Origin of the sequence: Wolbachia endosymbiont (group A) of Epagoge grotiana (assembly GCF_947251775.1) — a bacterium.
GTDB classification, from domain to species: Bacteria; Pseudomonadota; Alphaproteobacteria; order Rickettsiales; family Anaplasmataceae; genus Wolbachia; species Wolbachia pipientis.
Genome location: NZ_OX366387.1, coordinates 223,362 through 241,679, shown reverse-complemented (window position 1 = coordinate 241,679; position 18,318 = coordinate 223,362). Strand labels below are relative to the sequence as shown.

At 35.6% G+C, this 18,318-nt stretch carries 17 protein-coding genes and 1 pseudogene; 11 read left to right on the top strand and 7 right to left on the bottom strand.

The features are described 5' to 3' along the window. Positions 1-14 precede the first annotated feature (14 nt). Genes OPR50_RS01255 through OPR50_RS01240 form a run of 4 tightly spaced genes read right to left on the bottom strand, consistent with a single transcriptional unit; the run spans position 15 to position 2,775 of the window. Positions 15-530, bottom strand: a complete 516-nt coding sequence (locus OPR50_RS01255; protein ID WP_026097204.1) for a hypothetical protein — start codon at positions 528-530, stop codon at positions 15-17. A 32-nt stretch (positions 531-562) separates the two neighbouring features. Then, complete coding sequence (locus OPR50_RS01250) at positions 563-1,369, bottom strand: AAA family ATPase (RefSeq protein WP_214303313.1); 807 nt, start codon at positions 1,367-1,369, stop codon at positions 563-565. Positions 1,370-1,390: 21 nt separating this feature from the next. After that, a complete protein-coding gene (locus OPR50_RS01245; RefSeq protein WP_214303314.1) occupies positions 1,391-2,203 on the bottom strand; it encodes an ATP-binding protein in 813 nt (270 codons plus the stop codon). Positions 2,204-2,259: 56 nt separating this feature from the next. Beyond that, entirely contained in the window at positions 2,260-2,775 is a 516-nt protein-coding gene (locus OPR50_RS01240; protein WP_265024154.1) for an RNA polymerase sigma factor, read from the bottom strand. A gap of 217 nt (positions 2,776-2,992) precedes the next feature. On the opposite strand from OPR50_RS01240, the gene OPR50_RS01235 reads away from it, so the two are divergent. Beyond that, positions 2,993-5,047, top strand: coding sequence for an AAA family ATPase (locus tag OPR50_RS01235; protein ID WP_265024153.1), 2,055 nt, complete (start codon positions 2,993-2,995; stop codon positions 5,045-5,047). 822 nt (positions 5,048-5,869) lie between these two features. On the opposite strand, the gene OPR50_RS01230 is transcribed toward OPR50_RS01235, so the two are convergent. After that, positions 5,870-5,995, bottom strand: a complete 126-nt coding sequence (locus tag OPR50_RS01230) for a hypothetical protein (RefSeq protein ID WP_019236432.1) — start codon at positions 5,993-5,995, stop codon at positions 5,870-5,872. Positions 5,996-6,071: 76 nt separating this feature from the next. Between OPR50_RS01230 and OPR50_RS01225 the strand changes: the two genes are divergently transcribed. Next, positions 6,072-6,209 carry a hypothetical protein gene (locus tag OPR50_RS01225; RefSeq protein WP_019236431.1) on the top strand — a complete coding sequence of 46 codons (138 nt, stop codon included), beginning with the start codon at positions 6,072-6,074 and terminating at the stop codon, positions 6,207-6,209. Between the two features lie 398 nt (positions 6,210-6,607). Here the strand turns inward: OPR50_RS01225 and OPR50_RS01220 are convergent, their stop codons facing one another. After that, positions 6,608-7,630 carry a virulence RhuM family protein gene (locus tag OPR50_RS01220; RefSeq protein WP_172758862.1) on the bottom strand — a complete coding sequence of 341 codons (1,023 nt, stop codon included), beginning with the start codon at positions 7,628-7,630 and terminating at the stop codon, positions 6,608-6,610. A 634-nt stretch (positions 7,631-8,264) separates the two neighbouring features. On the opposite strand from OPR50_RS01220, the gene OPR50_RS01215 reads away from it, so the two are divergent. The 9 genes and pseudogenes from OPR50_RS01215 to OPR50_RS01175 all read left to right on the top strand — a co-directional run bounded on the left by OPR50_RS01215 (position 8,265) and on the right by OPR50_RS01175 (position 17,237). Then, positions 8,265-8,720 (top strand): crossover junction endodeoxyribonuclease RuvC, encoded by a 456-nt coding sequence (locus OPR50_RS01215; RefSeq protein ID WP_253303080.1) that lies wholly within the window; start codon positions 8,265-8,267, stop codon positions 8,718-8,720. A gap of 109 nt (positions 8,721-8,829) precedes the next feature. Then, positions 8,830-10,050: a DNA modification methylase gene (locus OPR50_RS01210; RefSeq protein ID WP_265024152.1), complete on the top strand. Its 1,221-nt coding sequence runs from the start codon at positions 8,830-8,832 to the stop codon at positions 10,048-10,050. A 28-nt stretch (positions 10,051-10,078) separates the two neighbouring features. Then, entirely contained in the window at positions 10,079-10,558 is a 480-nt protein-coding gene (locus tag OPR50_RS01205) for a hypothetical protein (RefSeq protein WP_253303082.1), read from the top strand. 19 nt (positions 10,559-10,577) lie between these two features. After that, positions 10,578-12,056, top strand: a complete 1,479-nt coding sequence (locus OPR50_RS01200; protein WP_265024151.1) for an ankyrin repeat domain-containing protein — start codon at positions 10,578-10,580, stop codon at positions 12,054-12,056. Beyond that, on the top strand, positions 12,053-13,879 hold the full coding sequence (locus OPR50_RS01195; RefSeq protein ID WP_265024315.1) for a phage terminase large subunit family protein: 1,827 nt from the start codon (positions 12,053-12,055) through the stop codon (positions 13,877-13,879). Before OPR50_RS01200 ends, OPR50_RS01195 begins: the two co-directional genes overlap by 4 nt. Position 13,880: 1 nt before the next feature. Then, the gene (locus tag OPR50_RS01190; RefSeq protein ID WP_264336184.1) at positions 13,881-14,105 is read left to right on the top strand and encodes a gpW family protein; all 225 of its coding nucleotides are present in this window, start codon (positions 13,881-13,883) and stop codon (positions 14,103-14,105) included. After that, on the top strand, positions 14,102-14,806 hold the full coding sequence (locus OPR50_RS01185) for a glycoside hydrolase family 25 protein (protein WP_264336183.1): 705 nt from the start codon (positions 14,102-14,104) through the stop codon (positions 14,804-14,806). The genes OPR50_RS01190 and OPR50_RS01185 overlap by 4 nt, the downstream gene beginning before the upstream one ends. Continuing rightward, a pseudogene (locus OPR50_RS01180) lies at positions 14,803-15,720 on the top strand (phage portal protein); the annotation flags it as partial. The gene OPR50_RS01185 and the pseudogene OPR50_RS01180, both read left to right, overlap by 4 nt. A gap of 95 nt (positions 15,721-15,815) precedes the next feature. Continuing rightward, positions 15,816-17,237 (top strand): phage portal protein, encoded by a 1,422-nt coding sequence (locus tag OPR50_RS01175; protein ID WP_265024150.1) that lies wholly within the window; start codon positions 15,816-15,818, stop codon positions 17,235-17,237. Between the two features lie 106 nt (positions 17,238-17,343). On the opposite strand, the gene OPR50_RS01170 is transcribed toward OPR50_RS01175, so the two are convergent. Further along, positions 17,344-18,315, bottom strand: a complete 972-nt coding sequence (locus OPR50_RS01170; protein WP_458694431.1) for an IS110 family RNA-guided transposase — start codon at positions 18,313-18,315, stop codon at positions 17,344-17,346. Between the last annotated feature and the right edge of the window lie 3 nt (positions 18,316-18,318).

Sequence of the window (18,318 nt, the reverse complement as noted above, 5' to 3'; positions counted from 1 at the left end):
TACTTTTAAATTTTTTAATTCCAATTAACTGTTGCCTTCATAAAACTCGCGTAACTACCATATTCTGGAGTAATCACTGAGATAATCTTATTTTTTTCACCATATCCACTAGTTTCTGTGCCAATCTTAACTAAACATTCCAGGCCATTTAGTTCCGAAATAGATTTAATTTTACGGGCAAGATTTGCTTCTTCTCGATCATCATGAGGATAGATATTGCGAGCTGACTCCAAAATACTCCTAATCATCGAACGACCCATTTCTCCCCAGACATCTTCTCCATTTTCGTTGAGTTTACTCCCTTGAATACCAAAGATTTGATAGATCTTACGTTTTGAGTATGGTCCTTCTACCACAGTAAATTCGAGATTTAAGTAAATGCTGCCAGTATTTTTACTTTTCGTCAGTAAGCCATTTGGTTCATAGCCTCCAGGACAAATTTTAACCAATACTTTTGCTATGGTACCCGCTGGTATTAAGCTACTCCTTGGTTTCGCAGTATTAAAATCAGTTAAAAAATCTGTTAGCATATTGTTCCCCATAAATTAAGTAAAAAAAAGAATCAGCTGCTCCATTGGTCTACAAGCTCCCAACGACCATTTATCTTATCGACAAGCTTGCTTGCCACACGTTCACCATTACGCAGTTCAAATACTATTTGACGGGTAGTACTTTCTTCATCATGAGCAAACATTACCATGCCAGTACTATAAAATCCCCTCAAAGAACCAGCTCCGCTTAAACCCTGAAATGGATCTTCTTCCAGCATCTTTTTCGATAATTTTTTTGTATGATGAGTGAGTACAATACAAGCATCTGGATTGACAGCACTGCGTAGCTTTTCAAGAGTCTTTTGCAGAAAAAACAGCATAGCACTATTATCATTTTCATTTCCATACTCGCTGCTAAAGATGTTACGTAATGGATCTATGGCCAAAACATCAGGTTTAAAGAGTTCATTCACAATTTCCTTAATTTCACTTATTTCATCATGATTAAATGATAAGTGCACCTTTGGCGTAATGATTAAGTTGTTAGCAGCTATATCCAAAGGTTCGTTATCAAGTTGAAGTTGTTGCAAACGTTCTTTCATATATTCATATTCAATTTCAGTTTGCATGTAGAAAATTTTCAAAGGTCTATTTGGTGTCATGCCAAGAAATGATCTACCAGCAGCCATGTGGACAAGCCAAGAGATCAAAAAGTCACTCTTGCCAATTTTAGGTGGGCCACCTAGTACTAACAAACCTCTTTTAGTTAGAATTCTAGGGGAAATTATATCTTCTGGTATTGGCGATTGATCATTCAAGTATTCTTTCACACTGAAAAAGGGAATTTTTTGACCGATATTGAAAAAGCTTTGTTCCATAATAATTTCTCCAATTTTTAATTAAATAATAGAAGCCAAGGTTTTGGCTTTAATTTTCGCAAGTAATTTACCTAAATGCGGTTCTTCAACCATATTCAGGCAGCCACTGCGATCTTTAGCAGGGTATCCCCAAGTATTAATAGTCTGACAGACAAATGAGCGAACCTCTGTGCCATCATCTTTCTTGATTCCAACCATGCTAATTACTTCATCAACTATCCCTGGAATCTCACTAGCAGTTTTAGCCCCTTCACATTGAGGTAGCCAGGTTGAACGATTACAGTCATCGAGATATTGACCTAGTGTGCCAACTATGATGATGTCTTTATCTCTGATGTGTTGAAATTGATTGAGCCAAGCCATCATTTCTTGAGCAAGCATTCCGTAAGCAGCTCTCATGTCTTGCTTTCCACTTCTTTCAGAAAAAGCTTCAGGTTGCATTTTTGCCCATAATAGACATAAACGTGAAGCAACAGTTATACTATCTACAAAGATGCATCGGTATTTAGAAACTTCAGAAAGAAGATCTTTATACTTGCTAGATACATGTTCATGGTGTCTTTGGCTGTATGCTTGATCAGATTTTAGTGCAGGGTTTGGCCCACCAATAAGACAAGCAATATCTCTGGCCTCATTCCAAGTGCGCATATTGATAGAATCCCCTTTCCAGTCTTGTACAGCTAAAAGTCCTGCTTCAAAATCAAGACAAAGTGTTGGTTCATTCAAAGTTTTAAGCAGACTGGTTTTGCCGATTCCATAAGGTCCAAAGATTACTACCTTTACACCTGTTACTATTTTTACCCTTTCTTTGCTGTTTATTATTTTTAAAGTCATATATCGCGGCCCTCCTATAAGAGTTATACTAGAACTGTTACTTGTTGTTTGATTTGCTAAAAAAAATTTTTTATGTGCCGTCTTATTCGTTGCAAAGTGTTATAAACTGTTGTGCGTGGTATTCCATTTATTTCAGCTATTTCTGGAACACTGAAAAATTCCAGTTGTCTGCATAGTACTTGCCATTCTTGGGGTAGTGTTGAGATAACATCGTTCACATCAATACGAGTTGTTATTTCAGTGATAGAACGACATTTATCATCAACCACTTCATGTAGATCATCAGGATCAACATAGAATATACCCTGTCTGCCACCGCGTTTTTTACAGATTTGCTTATTGATTAAATTAATAGCTCGACACTTGGTAAGTTGACATACAAAGGTAGAAAAAGAGCTTCTACTTTCATCATATTTCTCAATAGCAGGCCAAATCATACAGAAAAGTTCTTGCTCAATATCTTCAAGACTTTCATGAACAAAACACTTTAAGTTTTTTATACATTTTGCGTAATGTCTAACGTACTTGACAATTATGGGATCAATTCCTGAGTAAGAATTCTTTGATTTCATTGGAGCTCCTTGAATAATTAACTATCAAGGATGACCTTTATAGACGGTTAATTGCAGGTTCGGAGAAATTTAAATAATTGCGGTGCGATTTTTAACCTATTGATATTCGCTTGCTTTTTTCTGAGAATAATTGCGGTAGGATTTAAAATAATGTCGATGTAAACATTAGCCTTCAAAACTTGAATAACCCTTATATAAGGTTGTTTATGGTTTTATTATGAATATCGATTCTAAATCTTTAAATGATAAAGCAGAACTATTGCTTAACATAAGATCTTGTCTTTTTTACCTTTTACCAAGAGGAACTTTTCGTGGTGATAAGTTTTACGTAGGTGATGTGCATGGTAATAAAGGAAAAAGTCTGGTAGTAGAATTAAGTGGCAGTAGAGCTGGGTTATGGAATGATTTTGCAACTGGAGAAGGTGGTGACATTATCGACCTTTGGGCAGCTGTGCATAGAAAGAATGCAAGGACAGAGTTTCCTGAGGTAATAGCTTCAATAAGTGAATGGCTCGGAAATAATAAAAAATACAGAGAGAAACAATATGTTGATGAAGACTTCGAGAAATTTATTACCCACAGTTGGAATTATTATGATGAAAATGGCCAGGTAATTGTAAAAGTTTACCGTTCTGATCCTCCAGGAAAGAAAAAAGTATACAAGCCTTTTGATGTCAAACAATCTAAGTTTGCAGCACCAGAGATAAGGCCACTCTACAACATTCCAGAAATCTTAAAGTCTGATAAAGTTATTCTGGTTGAAGGAGAAAAATGTGCAGAAGCGCTGATAGAACAAGGAATTGTAGCTACAACAACAATGTCTGGAGCAAACGCAGATGTTGATAAAACAGACTGGTCGCCCCTAAAGGGTAAACATATTATTATATGGCCAGATAATGATGAAGCAGGTAATAAATACGCAAAAAATGCTGAAAAAAAGCTTTTAGAGATCGGAGTTGAATCACTTGTTATTCTTAATATTCCACAAAATAAAACAAAAGGCTGGGATGCTGCTGATTGTGTGTTAGAAGGAATAAGAGCTTCTGAGTTTATTGAAAGGAGGTTAAAGAAAAATGATAAACTCAATATTTTAGATTGGAATCTCAGCCGTTATTTAGGTGAAGTACCAACACAAAAGTTCCTAGTTGAAGGGTTATTTCCTTTAGGCGTTACTTCAATAGTAGCTGCTATGGGAGATACAGGCAAAGGAATGCTACTACTTGATTTAGCCCTCAAAGTTGCAAGTGATACAGATCAGATCTGTGGTTTTGGTTCGTTTGTAAAAGAGCACGGATCAGTGGTAATTTTTTCAGCAGAAGATGATGCAGATGAGATACATCGTCGCTTAGAACGTCTTGATCCTGAAGGTAATAGAGCAAAGTACCAGGATCGTGTATTTATTGTACCTATGCCAAACACAGGAGGACCATTTTCTATAATAAAAACCAATACGCGTGGTAAATGTCCTGAAACTTCAGAAAAATTTGAAGGTATTAGCGAACAATTAAATGCAATTGAAAATTTAAAACTGATTATTTTTGATCCATTAGTATCGTTTGTTCATGCTGATATAAATTCAGATCCAGAACTTGGGTGGTATTCAACAGGATTGCTTGCAAGTTTGGCAACTGAAACAGGAGCGACTGTAATTGCTGCACATCATATGAGAAAACCTAAATGTGGATCAATTACAACCGTAGAACAAGCAAGAGATGCAATAAGAGGTACAACTGCACTTGTTGATGGAGTTAGATGCTCTTTTGCATTATGGCCTGCACCAGTAGAGCATCAAAATTCAGTGTGTAATACACTAAAGCTTGAAAGAACTCATAGTAAAATTTATCAGGGAGCAGTGGTTAAGTCCAATGGGGCAGCAGACAGAAGTGTAAGAACTTATTCGCGTTCATCAACAGGCTTGCTAGAAGATATATCTGAACAAATTAATGCTATTAAGTCCTCTGATGAAGAGTTAAAAAATATACTTATTCACTACATTAAACTTTCAGCCCACGAAGGCCATCCATTTACGCATACAGGTGGTCCTGGAGTTTTCAAGCAACGGCATAAATTACCACCCATGTTTCATAATGCTAGCAGACATAAACTTGAACGTTTAGTACAGAGTTTGCTAAATGAAAATAAGATAGTAAAAGGTATGGCTGCAGATTCAAAAGAAGATAAGTGGCTTGATGTTCCAACTGGTCCTTTTGCAAGAGGTGAAGGTAAATTTAAGCTGGGTGCAGGGAAATTCAAAGTTGCTAATAGTCTTTAAAAACAGTTTATACCAATATTCGTTATTGGGAAAACAAATGGGACGCGTTATAAATTTGCTTAATTCCCCAATTATAGGCAAAAAGAGCTCTTTTGCATTTGTTTCATTACTAACGGGACTTGGTATTACAGCCATCAGCATAAATCTGCTATAATAAAAGGTTAATTACAAACTTGAAAAAACTTTTATTAAAAAAATGGGTCATACAAAAAGCATTTAAGCCAAACTGGGAATACAAATTTCGCAACTATAGGCAAGCTTGATGTATTTCATTACTTTGGCTAGGCCGATCTGAGTTTTATAGTTTCCGTGATTTCCGGCAAAATTTCAAAATAAGGAAACAGAAATATAATACACCTAAACCATTGAAATTCAGTATTTTTATCCATTTAATATCTATAAGACTTTATCTTTCCATTTCCAAAAGACTTAATGAATCAGATCGCCCTAAAACCCGCTACAGTAGCTAGCTTTCCACTTTCCGAAAATCTTATATATTATTATAATATGTAAATAACACTATACATATATATATACTAATAACAAATAATAATAAACAATATGAAAATATAATGAGGTTAACTAGAATTAAAGTAATGCTTAGGGAGTGAAGAAAAAAGAAGTTAGGGGAACTGGAAAGGTCTTAAAATATTCATAAATACAAGAAATAGCTTTTAATGCGGATTTAAAACGATTCTATGACTTTGGGGTACAATTATACCACCAAGACCTAAGTTGCTTACGTAGAATAGCTTAAAACTCAATTACAAGGGACTTCTAAATTATTTTCTACTTTAAATTTTTACTTGTTATAAAAAAACTTCATTTTAGTTTATCACGTCTTTTATTCGTTGTAAAATATTTTTTCAAACAGGCAAAGTAGTCGTCAACTGATGTTTGAATTACGTATGCTATTCCATCAAAATATAAATCAATAACTGCTGGCATATCAGAGGCTTATAAATATGGTCATAAGTTAGATGCAGAACGTTCTCGTAGACATTTTTACACTTGTGTTGAAGGTATGGAAGAGAAAGTTACAAACCAACTAAATAAGGATATTACAGTGTATGAAAAGATTTTACCAACCGATTACAAATCGCCAGAATATGGAAGTATTGTGCCAGTTGAAGATTCAAACATTTGGCTTTACTATAATTAGATCTCAGCTACAATACCAGACTCCAGAGTCTTGGCAGAATCTGGTGCAGTTTATGAGATCTGGTACTTTCTGCTAGCAAAAAAATGATGTATTTTCAATAGTTTAAGGGTTGACAGATTTCTGAGCTGCAATCTGGTTTAGGTGGCAAAAAACTTAGGAATATTGAGGGGTTTTGACCAGTTTTCAGTCTCTAAAGTTTTCTATTATTATATAATAATAAGTAGTATGAATTAACATATACTACTTTCATCTTACTACTCAGAAAACTTAACTTCTGCAAAAAGGTAAAAGCCACTACAATTAAGTTTCAAAGCGATTATACAACCCACCAACAAGATAGCTTAAAACTCAATTAAAAGGCATTTCTAAATTGTTTTTTACTTTTATGAAATTTAGCTCTAAGTTTTTACACTTTTTTGATCAAGACTTTTCTTTTCTTCCACCAATTTATCAAAGTCTGACTTATATGACTTATCCTGTGTTTTTCTAAATACCTCATATTCTTTTGTAGCTAGGGCAATTGCTACTTCATGAGAGGTTTTGCCATAATTCTGTAATATATCTTGCTCATTAAATCTTAAAAATGCATCGAGTTTCTCTTTCCAATCCTTCATATACATTACTTTACCCCTGGCAGCTTGAAACTCTGCGTAATCTATATACATATTTACTATTCTGTTTAGCTGAGCAATTTCATTTTTATCTAAATAGTTTTTTGCTACTTGCGTGTCAGAAAGAAAGATTTTTCCCTTAGGCCCCTTACGCCAATTTGTTAATCCCATATTAGGTTTACTTCTATCCACTCTGTTAGCAATAATTTCTGCTGCTGTATTTCCAGTAATAGCAAAATGCAATTTATTCTGCACTATAGCAAAGAAATTTTTTGTTTCAGTTGAACAGCTTGCATAGTCTACTGAAGTTGCATAAATGTCTGTGATTTTCTGATAAGCCATACGCTCACTTGCACGAATTTCTCTAATTTCTTCAAGCAACTCATCAAAAAACCGAGTGTCAAATCTAGAGCCATTTTTAAATCTATTGCTATCAATCACGAAACCTTTGAAAATATACTTCTTTAGCTTATCAGTTGCCCATGTGCGAAAAGCAGCACCACGCTCTGAATTGACACGATAACCAACTGATATCACAGCCTCTAAATTGTAGAAAACCACATCACGTTTTACTTCTCTTTCTCCCTCTTTTTGAACTATCGAGGATTCCTCGGTAGTTGAGTTTTTATCTAGTTCTTTACATAGATAAATGTTTTTTAGGTGCAATGAAATATTATCAGTTGAACAGCCAAATAACTCAGCCATATGTTTCTGAGTAAGCCATAGATTTTCATTTTCAAATCTAACTTCAATACATACCTTTCCATCATCTGTTTCATAGAATAAAATTTCATTATGATTCCTGTTCATACACTTCCTTTAACACCCTTTGAAAAGCAAATAAAAAGTACTACTAATGATTAGATTGATATAAATAAACTTACAGGTAAGTTTAACACCGTTTTTATTCATTGTAAAGAAAAAATTTGTATGAAGGAGAAAACTCACTTTGCAACAGCTTTAATAAGTTCCTTGTATCTCTCATCTTTTTTTATTGAGTGTTCCCAGAAAACCTTTAAATTAGCTGATAGCAAGAGAAACAAAGTGTTTGCTAAGTTGCGTAATTGAGAAGAAATAACTTAACTCAAACAAAAAAAATTTAGTGCAAATCAAATTTCCAACCTCATTTCTAGTATATATCTGTTAAGAGGTAGTTGAAAGAGCTACTATAACGTAGACAACCTTAATCCATATACTTCTTATACCAATATTCGTTATTGGGAAGACAAATGGAACACGTTATAAATTTGCTTAATTCCCCAGTTATAGGCAAAAAGAGCTCTTTTTCATTTGTTTTATTACTAACGGGACTTGGTATTAGGAGTAGCACATGATTCTCGAATTTCCGTTGTTGGCCAACAAAAAAACTATAAACCGCTTTTTGATAGTACGTTCGAGGAACCAGACGATATTTTGGAATCAGTGCTACTTATAGTTTTAAATAATGTCAATCCTAACACTGGACCTCGGTAAACAGACAGGCTGGGCAATTCTAACAGATGGAGTAATTGAAAGTGGGAGCAAAAGTTTTCATGGTAGCCGTTTTAGCGGAGGTGGCATGTGCTTCTTGAATTTTCGTAATTGGCTTAATTCTTTGAAGGACATTTCTGCAGTGTATTTTGAGGAAGTAAGAAGACACTTAGGAACTGATGCCGCTCATTGCTACGGTGGTTTTCTTGCCGTTCTATCTGCTTGGTGTGAAGAGAACAATATTCCCTACCAAGGTGTTAATGTTAAAACTATCAAACGCTTTATAGCAGGCAAAGGCAATGCAAGTAAGAGTGAAGTTATTGAAGCGATACGTGAAAAAAGTTTTTTACCTAGAGATGATAATGAGGCCGATGCTTTGGCATTAATGTTCTATATTAGTAAAGATATTAATAAGATGAAAAATCCATAAAAAGTGGGTCCTTTCGGCCATAATGGCGGGTTTGGTGGGTCAGACCCCAGGCCTTCTTTAGCGTCAGAGATATTTTGAATATTAACTTTTTAATTAGTACAGTAATTATATGAATTTAGCAATCCACTATTATCCTACTCAAAATCTGGTCGAATATGAGCGTAATCCACGTAAAAATGATGACGTAGTAAATAGAATGTGTGCTTCAATCAGGGAATTTGGCTTTCGTATACCAATAGTTGCAAAAAGCGATGGCACTGTGGTTGATGGTCATTTAAGACTTAAAGCAGCAAGAAAACTTGGTATGGAGAGCATTCCTGTTGTTTTAAGTGATAATTTAAATGAACCACAAACTAAAGCTTTTCGGTTACTGGCAAATCAATCAGCTAACTGGGCAAAATGGGACGATGATCTTTTGAAGGTGGAAATTCAAGAATTAGAAGATTTGCAGTTTGACCTTAAAATGACAGGATTTGAATTAGAAAAAGTTCAAAACTTTCTTGATGATTTAGATGGTGAAGAAGAAGATCTTTCTGACTTAGTTGTTGATGACAAAAAGGTAGAAATAACAAAACCAGGGGATTTATGGATTTTAGGTGATCATCGAATCTATTGTGGTGATAGCTCTTTAGTTGAATCATATAAAGCGGTATTAGACAATAAAATGGCAGATATTACTGTGTGTGATCCTCCATATAACGTTGATTATGGTAGTAGCCAAGAGAGAGAAGATAAAAAAATATTAAACGATAATCAAGGTGAAAAGTACGAACTTTTTCTCTATGATATTTGCACTCATATTTTAGCATATACGAAAGGTGCAATTTACATCTGCGTATCATCATCAGAGTTTTCAACGTTGCAAAAAGCATTTGAGGAAGCGGGAGGAAAATGGTCAACTTTTATCATTTGGGCGAAGAATCACTTTACGCTAGGAAGATCAGATTATCAAAGACAATACGAAGCAATGCTCTATGGATGGAAAAGCGGCAATAAACGTGAGTGGCATGGGGGTAGAAATCAAAGTGATCTGTGGTTTTATGATAAGCCAACACATAACTCATTACATCCAACAATGAAGCCAGTAGAGCTAATGGAGAGAGCAATAGTAAACAGCAGCAGATCAGGAGACATAGTACTTGATCCATTTAGCGGTTCTGGAAGTACACTGATTGCATGTGAGAGAACAGGAAGAATTTGCAGGACAATAGAGTTAGATTCAAAATTTGTAGATGTAACCATAAAACGTTGGCAAATATATACCGGAAGAGATGCCCTTTTAGCCAGTACTGGTAAAACTTTTGCAGAAATTCAAGAAGAAAATTCGTAAAAAGGAGCAAAAAAAGTGGAGGAAAAGAGTGGAAAAAATCACGCAGACGGAATGGGCAAGAGAGATAGGAGTATCAAAGCAATATGTCTGTTATTTAGTAAAGAAAGGAATAGTTGAGTTGGAGGATGGTTTGGTAAATAGAGAACAAGCAAATGAAGCGGTGGCAGCAATAAGAGATCCAAGTCAGCCACTGAGGAGGAAAAATCCAGAAAGTACAAGTAACCTTTCTACGATGTTGCTAAAAACTAGAATAAAAAATGAAATGGAACGAGGTAAACTGCTTGAGGCAAAGGCAAAAGCTGAGATTGGTGAACTTGTAGCAGTAGAGGAGGTAAAAAACGAAGCATTTAATGTAGCAAGAGTTGTCCGTAATAATTTGCTTAATATTCCAAATAGAGTTTCAGCACTGCTTGCATCACTAAGTGACACTGAAAAGATTCATAAGACGCTCACTGAAGAGATTACAAACTCACTTGAAGAATTATCTAATACTAAATTTCAAATATAAGAAAGATTTTGAATATAAAATGGCTGATAACTTAAGTTTAGAGTTAATAAAGTGTCTCATCAATCAACCTGGATTAGATGTTAATGTTAGAGGATTAAATGGAAAGACACCACTACATTGTGCTATAGAGTTTGATGAATTAAGCATGATAGATCTGCTACTTACGAAAAAGAATATCAATCCTTTTGTGGAAGATAATGATGGTAAAACATCTCTTGATTACGCCAAAGAAGGGAAAAAAGCAGAAATATTACAAGCGCTAATTAATAACAAATACGGATCAGAACAAGATAACTTACTTCATTTAGCTGCAATGATAGGTGAAGTTAATGCAGTTAGATATTTGATAGGAAAAGGTGTTGACGTTAATGTACGAAATGCTCTGCATCATACGCCATTACATCTAGCAGCAGGAATAGGACATGCAGAAGTTGTAAAGATTTTGATAAGAGAAGGAAAAGCTGAAATAGATGTCTTTGATGCACGGAATCAGACACCAATGCACTATGCAGTTAATAACAAAAAATTGGAGATAGTAAAGTTACTGCTAAAGCTTGGAGCAGATGTAAATAGCACGCGCATGGGACAAAACTCAATGAAATTGTTACCTATTCATATAGCTGTAAGTAATACTAATTACGATGAAAGAGATCTGTGTTTGGATATCCTCAAATGCTTAATAAGGGAGCCTAATGCTCAAGTCAATTTGCAAGACTACGAAAATAAAACACCACTACATTACGCTGAAAGACTTAAAACAATAGAGGTCTTACTAACGCGAGAAGATATAGATCCATTGGTAAAAGACGATAGCGGCAAAACACCATTTGATTACGCTAAACCTGAGATAAAGAAGGCTTTGGTGAGTAATAAATACGGTTCTGAGAAGAATAGTCTACTCCATTTAGCTGCGCAAATGGGAGAAGTTGAGCTTGTAGAGTCTATTTTAAAAGAAGAAATTGATATTGATATTTCAAACAATAAAGGTCTATCACCGATTTACCTTGCTGCAGAAAAAGGACATTTACATGTAGTAAAATTACTACTGAAAAAAGGAGCAAACTATACACCTGTTCTGCACTCAGCAATCAAGTCAAATAATTTAGAATTGCTAAAAACTTTATTTAAAGAAAAGAGTATCAAATTACCAGATGAGATAGGCAAGTCTGTACCAGTTTATTATAGATGTATAGAATATAGAGATGCAAAAGTAAGAAAATACAATAATGTGATCTGTATTTTTACCTCAGTAAGTGCAGTAGCAATATCGGTATATATAGGGTTAACAGCAACAACAATAAGCAGTGCAATCATTTTTGCAACAGTAACAGGAGTATTTGCGCTTGTTATAGCAATAATGATAAGTGAGATGAGTAAAAGATATATAGAAAACGAATTTCAGAAAAAGATGTTTATGGAATTGGAGGAGTGTGGAGGAATAAACTCTACTGTTAACAATATTGAGATAGAACCAATTATGAGTAGATGCAGACAATGATATACGCTAGAGCTTTTTCTGAAGGTTTAAGACCAGATCCCCAGCTTAAAGTATCAGAGTGGGCGAATGAGTATCGAGTTTTAGCAGCAACTGCAGCATCAGAGCCAGGTAAATGGAGAACAGAGAGAACTCCTTATTTAAAAGAAATCATGGATTCACTATCTCCGTCCTCACCAGCAGAAAAAGTAGTATTCATGAAAGGAGCACAGATTGGAGGAACAGAAGCAGGAAATAATTGGATTGGCTATATCATCGATCAAACGCCAGGGCCAATGCTAGTAGTACAGCCGACAGTTGAAATGGGAAAGCGTTGGTCAAAAGGAAGATTTGCACCGTTGATAGAGAGTACACCATGTTTAAAGAGTAAAGTAAAAGACCCAAGATCAAGAGACTCAGGCAATACTGTACAAAGTAAGGAGTTTCCAGGTGGAATAGTAGTAATAACTGGAGCGAATAGCAGTGTAGGACTTAGATCCATGCCAGTAAAATATCTCTTTCTTGATGAAATAGATGCCTATCCAGGAGATTCAGGAGGAGAAGGTGATCCAGTACTGCTCAGTATTGCTCGAACTAATACATTTGCACGTCGAAAGATTTTTTTAGTATCAACACCAACGATTCATGGAATAAGCAGAATTGAGAAGGAGTTTGAAGCAACAGATAAGAGATATTTTTTTGTACCATGTCCGCATTGTAATTACTATCAAGTTCTAAAATGGTCACAAATAAAATGGGAAAATAACGACTCAAGAACAGCACATTATGTCTGCACTGAATGTAGCGGCAAAATAGAAAATCATCAAAAGACAGAGATGCTAGAACGTGGAGAATGGAGAGCTACAGAGGCAAAAGAAGGGGAGAAAAAAGGATTTCATCTTTCAAGTCTTTATAGTCCAGTTGGCTGGTATAGCTGGACTCAAGCAGTAGAAGATTTTCTTCATGCAAAAGAAAGTGAACAATTACTAAAAGTTTGGATAAATACCACTTTAGGAGAAACTTGGGTAGATAAGGGAGAAGTACCTGACTGGAAGCAATTATTTAACAGGAGAGAATTTTTTCAGATTGGCACAGTACCAAAAGGTGAAGTGGTTCTCACAGCAGGTGTTGATGTACAAAAAGATCGTCTAGAGGTAGAAGTTGTAGCCTGGGGAAAAAGCCGCGAAAGTTGGTCAATAGACTACCGAGTATTTGAAGGTGATACTGGAGGAGGAGAAGTATGGGGAAAACTTTCGGAGCTCCTCAATCATCATTTTATCGGTGAAAATGGTCTTGAATACATGATAAGTATGATGGCGGTTGATGCTGGGTATGCGACACAAGAAGTATACAATTGGGTAAGAGGTCATCAAGGATCTGGAAGAGTAATGGCAGTCAAAGGTGTAAACAAAGCGCTAGTACCACTTAGCAGCCCAAGTAGAGTAGATATAACAGTTGGTGGTCAAAAGCTAAAAAGAGGAATAAAGCTATGGCCAGTAGGAGTATCGATATTAAAGTCAGAGCTTTTTCAATTACTTAATATTTTGAAAGAAGAAGAGAAAGTGCCAGCAGGATATTGTCATTTTCCGGAGTATGCACCTGAATATTTTAAGCAGCTAACGGCAGAGCAATTAGTCAGCAAGGTAGTGAAAGGATACACTAAACAAGAGTGGCAAAAGGTAAGAGAAAGAAATGAAGTATTAGACTGTAGGATTTATGCAAGAGCTGCATCTATTACGCTTGGAATCGATCGTTGGCCAGAGAGTAAATGGAATAGTTTAAGTGAAAAGCCAGAAAGCAAAAAACCTAAGAAAGTGAGACAAAGCAAATGGTTGAATGAGAAGTAAGATGTACAACGAAGAGTATTTAATTCAAGTCGAAGAAGCGATAAAGAAACTACAAAACGGAGAACGAGTGGTATCAATTGCATATGGTGACCATGTTGTGAGATATGCTGAAGTTCAGATAAATGATTTGCTCAGCCTCAGACAACGCATCAAAGGTGAACTAAAGATTGCTGGAATGAAGCCTAAACGAAAGATTATTTTTGCAACAAATAAAGGAGTTATATGAGGGAAAATTTTCTGAGAAAAGTTGTAAAAGAGGAATATTCTGAATTTTTAGAGCAATTAAAAACTTTTATAAAACTATGGGAGAATAGAGAGAGTTCAGTAAATGGAATAATAGATTTGTCACATTGGCAAGAAAATGTGGATTTTGAGTTAGCTAAAGAGAGTGGTATAATTGGAGTAATTCATAAGGCAACACAAGGACTAAAATATGTGGATTCAAAGTATGCGAAGAGAAGAAAGAAAGCTGAAGAAGAAGGATTACTCTGGGGAGCATATCATTTTGGCACAGAAGGAAACGGCAAAAATCAAGCTGATCATTTTCTAAAAACGGTAGGCGAAAGCAAAAATACTATACTTGCGCTGGATATTGAAGAAAATAAAAGTGGCAAAAATATTACAGTTAAGCAAGCTGAGGAATTTGTAAAGAGAGTTGAAGAAGTAACAGGAAGATTACCCCTAATTTATGGCAGTAGCTATTTTCTTAAGGATTTTGCCACGCCAACTTTGACAAAATGTCCATTATGGATAGCAAGCTGGAGAAAAGAGCTGACATTACCAAAAGGCTGGAATGATTGGATTTTATGGCAATATACTGACGGTAAAACAAGTCCAGAGCCACATGAAGTAGAAGGAATCGGAAAATGTGACAGAAATAAATTTAACGGAACTTTGAAAGAATTAAGAGAATTTTGGTTAGTATGATGCTGAAAAATTTCAAACAACTATTTAGTAAGCCAAAAATCAAAAGTTCTGCTTGGGATGCAGCAGGCTCAGGAAGAAGGGTAATATATTGGCAAGGAGAAGCGGGAAGCATAAATAATTTACTTTCTCAGAGCCTTGGGCACTTACGTAGCCGCTCTCGGGATATGGTGAGAAAAAATCCTTACGCTGCAAATATAATTGATACGATAGTAAGTAACTCTATTGGAACAGGAATAAAACCGCAATCAAAAGCAAGAGATGGAGAATTTCGAAAGAAGGTGCAAGAATTATGGCTAAAATGGACAGATGAAGCAGACAGTAACGGAGTAAGTGATTTTTATGGATTACAAGCTCTGGTATGCAGAAGTATGATAGAGGGAGGAGAATGTTTTGTACGTTTAAGAACGAGAAAGCTGGAAGATAGATTTTCTGTGCCATTACAACTGCAAGTACTTGAGTCTGAACATCTAGATAATAAAACAAATCAAACTTTAGGAAATGGTAATGTAATAAGAAACGGGATTGAGTTTAACAGGCTTGGGCAAAGAGAAGCATACTACCTATTTAAAGAACACCCTGGTGAAAATACCTTTGGAGAGTCAGTAAGAGTGCCAGCAAACGATGTTTTACATATTTATAGACCACTAAGACCTGGGCAAATTAGGGGAGAGCCATGGCTTTCTAATATACTGCTAAAGCTTTATGAACTTGACCAGTATGATGATGCAGAATTAGTGAGAAAAAAGACAGCAGCGATGTTTGCAGGGTTTATTACGAGACTCGATCCTGAGGCAAATATTTTAGGAGAAGGCGAAGCGAATGAGCAAGGAGTAGCATTATCAGGTTTAGAGCCAGGAACAATGCAGCTTTTAGACCCAGGAGAAGACATAAAATTTTCAGAGCCATCAGCAGTTGTGTTAAAAGTCAATAGAAAAAATGAAAAAATTTCACCTAGTGGGTTGGTGTATTCAGAATTTATGAAGCGGTTTATTAACATAAGAGAGGCTAAATGTTACTAAAATCACTAAAACAACTATTCAACAAATTACCAAAAACCAAGAGCTTGGCTTGGGATGGAGCAGGTTATGGAAGAAGGCTAATGTATTGGCATCCAGAGAGAGGTAGCATAAATAGCTTACTTTCTAATAGCCTTGAAACATTACGCAGCCGCTCTCGTGATATGGTGAGAAAAAATCCTTACGCTGAAAATATTATCGATACGATAGTGAGTAATTGCGTTGGGACAGGAATAAAGCCGCAATCAAAAGCAAAAGATGCTGAATTAAAAAAGAAAGTCCAGGAATTGTGGCTTCATTGGACCGATGAAGCAGATAGCAATGGAGTTAGTGATTTCTACGGACTACAAGCTCTAGTATGCAGAGGTATGATTGAAGGCGGGGAATGTTTTGTACGCCTCAGAAACCGTAAACCTGAAGATGGTCTTTCTGTGCCATTGCAGCTACAAGCGCTTGAGTCAGAACATTTAGACAACAAAACCAATCAAACACTTGCAAATGGTAATATTATTCGAAATGGTATTGAGTTCAATAGACTTGGGCAAAGAGAAGCATATTACCTTTTTAGAGAGCATCCAGGAGAAAGCATAATTGGAGAATCAGTTCGTGTGCCAGCAAGTGATGTACTTCATATTTATAAACCACAAAGACCTGGGCAAATAAGAGGAGAACCATGGCTTTCTAACGTACTTTTGAAACTTTACGAACTTGATCAATATGACGATGCAGAGCTAGTTAGAAAGAAAACTGCGGCAATGTTTGCGGGATTTATTACACGACTTGATCCTGAAGCAAATATTATGGGAGAGAGTGAATCAAATGAGCATGGAGTTGCGTTATCAGGACTTGAACCAGGAACTATGCAACTTTTAGATCCAGGTGAGGATATTAAATTTTCAGAACCATCTGATGTTGGTGGAAGCTATGAGGCCTTTATGAGACAGCAGCTTAGAGCAATTGCTATTGGTATAGGAATTACCTACGAACAGCTTACAGGGGATTTAACCAATGTCAATTATTCATCTATTAGGGCAGGATTGATAGAGTTTCGTCGTCGTTGCTCTATGTTACAACATAATATCATGGTATTCCAATTTTGTAGGCCTATATGGAATAGATGGATTGAACTTGCACTTTTATCTGGGAAAATTTTTGCAAACGATGAGCAGACATTAAAAGAAGTAAAATGGATACCACAGGGATTTGATTGGGTAGACCCACTAAAAGACCAGCAAGCACAGCAGATGGCAGTAAGAAATGGTTTTAAGAGTCGATCAGAAGTAGTTTCAGAACTAGGCTATGACGCTGAGGAAATTGACCAAGAAATTGCAGAAGATCAAAAGCGTGCTGACAGTTTTAATCTAGTATTTGATTCAGATTTGCGTTCACAAACAAATTTAATTATGGAGAAATAAAGAAGTTATAACCCCTAATCTAAAGTCTCTTAATTGATGTAGCTGTGGATAAGTACTTATAGTTTGTGTGGGCGTACTTACCCACAGCTACACTAACTTACTAGTACTAAATAGAAGTAGACTTTGGATTATATTCCTCAGTGAACGTTCTGCCATCTCTTACCAAAGAGTTAGCAAGTAAAAGTAGCTTTCTCATAGCAGCGGTAGAAGCAACTTTATATGGCTTTTTATATTGGTTATATAATCTATCAAAAAAAGTTTTTATGTAAGAATTCCACTCCCGTGCGCTAAGAATACACATATGCAAAACTGTTCTAACTTGTAACCTACCACCCTGAATACACCTTTTTCCCTTACTAAAACCACTATCTCGATTAAAAGGTGCAACTCCGGAAAGGCTGGATATTTCTTTATGTTGGAGAGTTCCAAGCTCGGGTAGATAACAAATCATAGTAATAGCTAAGGTTTTACCTGCGCCTGGAATACTAGTTATTGATATGTATTTTTTTTTAAGTTCTTGACTTTGATCAACCAATACCATCATTTCATCTTCTAAAATTTGAATTTGATTTTGTAAAATGACAAGCAACTCTTCTATTTGTTTTATGATAGATACATCAGTTATCTGATGAGCTTGAGTTTTTTGTATTTTTGCTATTTCTACTAGTTGATTTCTGCGAGATAATTTTTGCTTCAAGCAGTCAATATTATTGTTACTAACTTTTAAAGGAGTAACACGCATATCTGTATTACTAATATAACGTGAGATAATGCTACAGTCTATTTTATCAGTTTTAGTAGCAATACCAAGGCTTTTTGCGTAGTCTCTAACCCATCTAGGCTGAATGACATATACTTTGAAACCATGGCTTAGTAAAGTATAAGCACATAATTTTTCGTACCCACCAGTTGCTTCAAGTCCAACTTTGGTTACATTATGCAAACGTAAAAAGTCGAGTATTTGATCAATAGCTTGTACGTTATTTTCAAATACTTTATGATGCCCAAGTGGATGGACATCAACATCTAGTTTAGTTTTGCTAACATCAATTCCAGCAACTATATTTGATAACATAATTCC

Bases quoted from the DNA above. Each gene is read 5' to 3' on its own strand.
- OPR50_RS01215 (WP_253303080.1), top strand. From the start codon at position 8,265: ATGTCAATCCTAACACTGGACCTCGGTAAACAGACAGGCTGGGCAATT.
- OPR50_RS01230 (WP_019236432.1), bottom strand. From the start codon at position 5,995: ATGCCAGCAGTTATTGATTTATATTTTGATGGAATAGCATACGTAATT.
- OPR50_RS01200 (WP_265024151.1), top strand. From the start codon at position 10,578: ATGGCTGATAACTTAAGTTTAGAGTTAATAAAGTGTCTCATCAATCAA.
- OPR50_RS01240 (WP_265024154.1), bottom strand. From the start codon at position 2,775: ATGAAATCAAAGAATTCTTACTCAGGAATTGATCCCATAATTGTCAAG.
- OPR50_RS01225 (WP_019236431.1), top strand. From the start codon at position 6,072: ATGGAAGAGAAAGTTACAAACCAACTAAATAAGGATATTACAGTGTAT.
- OPR50_RS01210 (WP_265024152.1), top strand. From the start codon at position 8,830: ATGAATTTAGCAATCCACTATTATCCTACTCAAAATCTGGTCGAATAT.
- OPR50_RS01185 (WP_264336183.1), top strand. From the start codon at position 14,102: ATGAGGGAAAATTTTCTGAGAAAAGTTGTAAAAGAGGAATATTCTGAA.
- OPR50_RS01250 (WP_214303313.1), bottom strand. From the start codon at position 1,369: ATGGAACAAAGCTTTTTCAATATCGGTCAAAAAATTCCCTTTTTCAGT.
- OPR50_RS01175 (WP_265024150.1), top strand. From the start codon at position 15,816: ATGTTACTAAAATCACTAAAACAACTATTCAACAAATTACCAAAAACC.
- OPR50_RS01220 (WP_172758862.1), bottom strand. From the start codon at position 7,630: ATGAACAGGAATCATAATGAAATTTTATTCTATGAAACAGATGATGGA.
- OPR50_RS01195 (WP_265024315.1), top strand. From the start codon at position 12,053: ATGATATACGCTAGAGCTTTTTCTGAAGGTTTAAGACCAGATCCCCAG.
- OPR50_RS01235 (WP_265024153.1), top strand. From the start codon at position 2,993: ATGAATATCGATTCTAAATCTTTAAATGATAAAGCAGAACTATTGCTT.
- OPR50_RS01190 (WP_264336184.1), top strand. From the start codon at position 13,881: ATGTACAACGAAGAGTATTTAATTCAAGTCGAAGAAGCGATAAAGAAA.
- OPR50_RS01245 (WP_214303314.1), bottom strand. From the start codon at position 2,203: ATGACTTTAAAAATAATAAACAGCAAAGAAAGGGTAAAAATAGTAACA.
- OPR50_RS01255 (WP_026097204.1), bottom strand. From the start codon at position 530: ATGCTAACAGATTTTTTAACTGATTTTAATACTGCGAAACCAAGGAGT.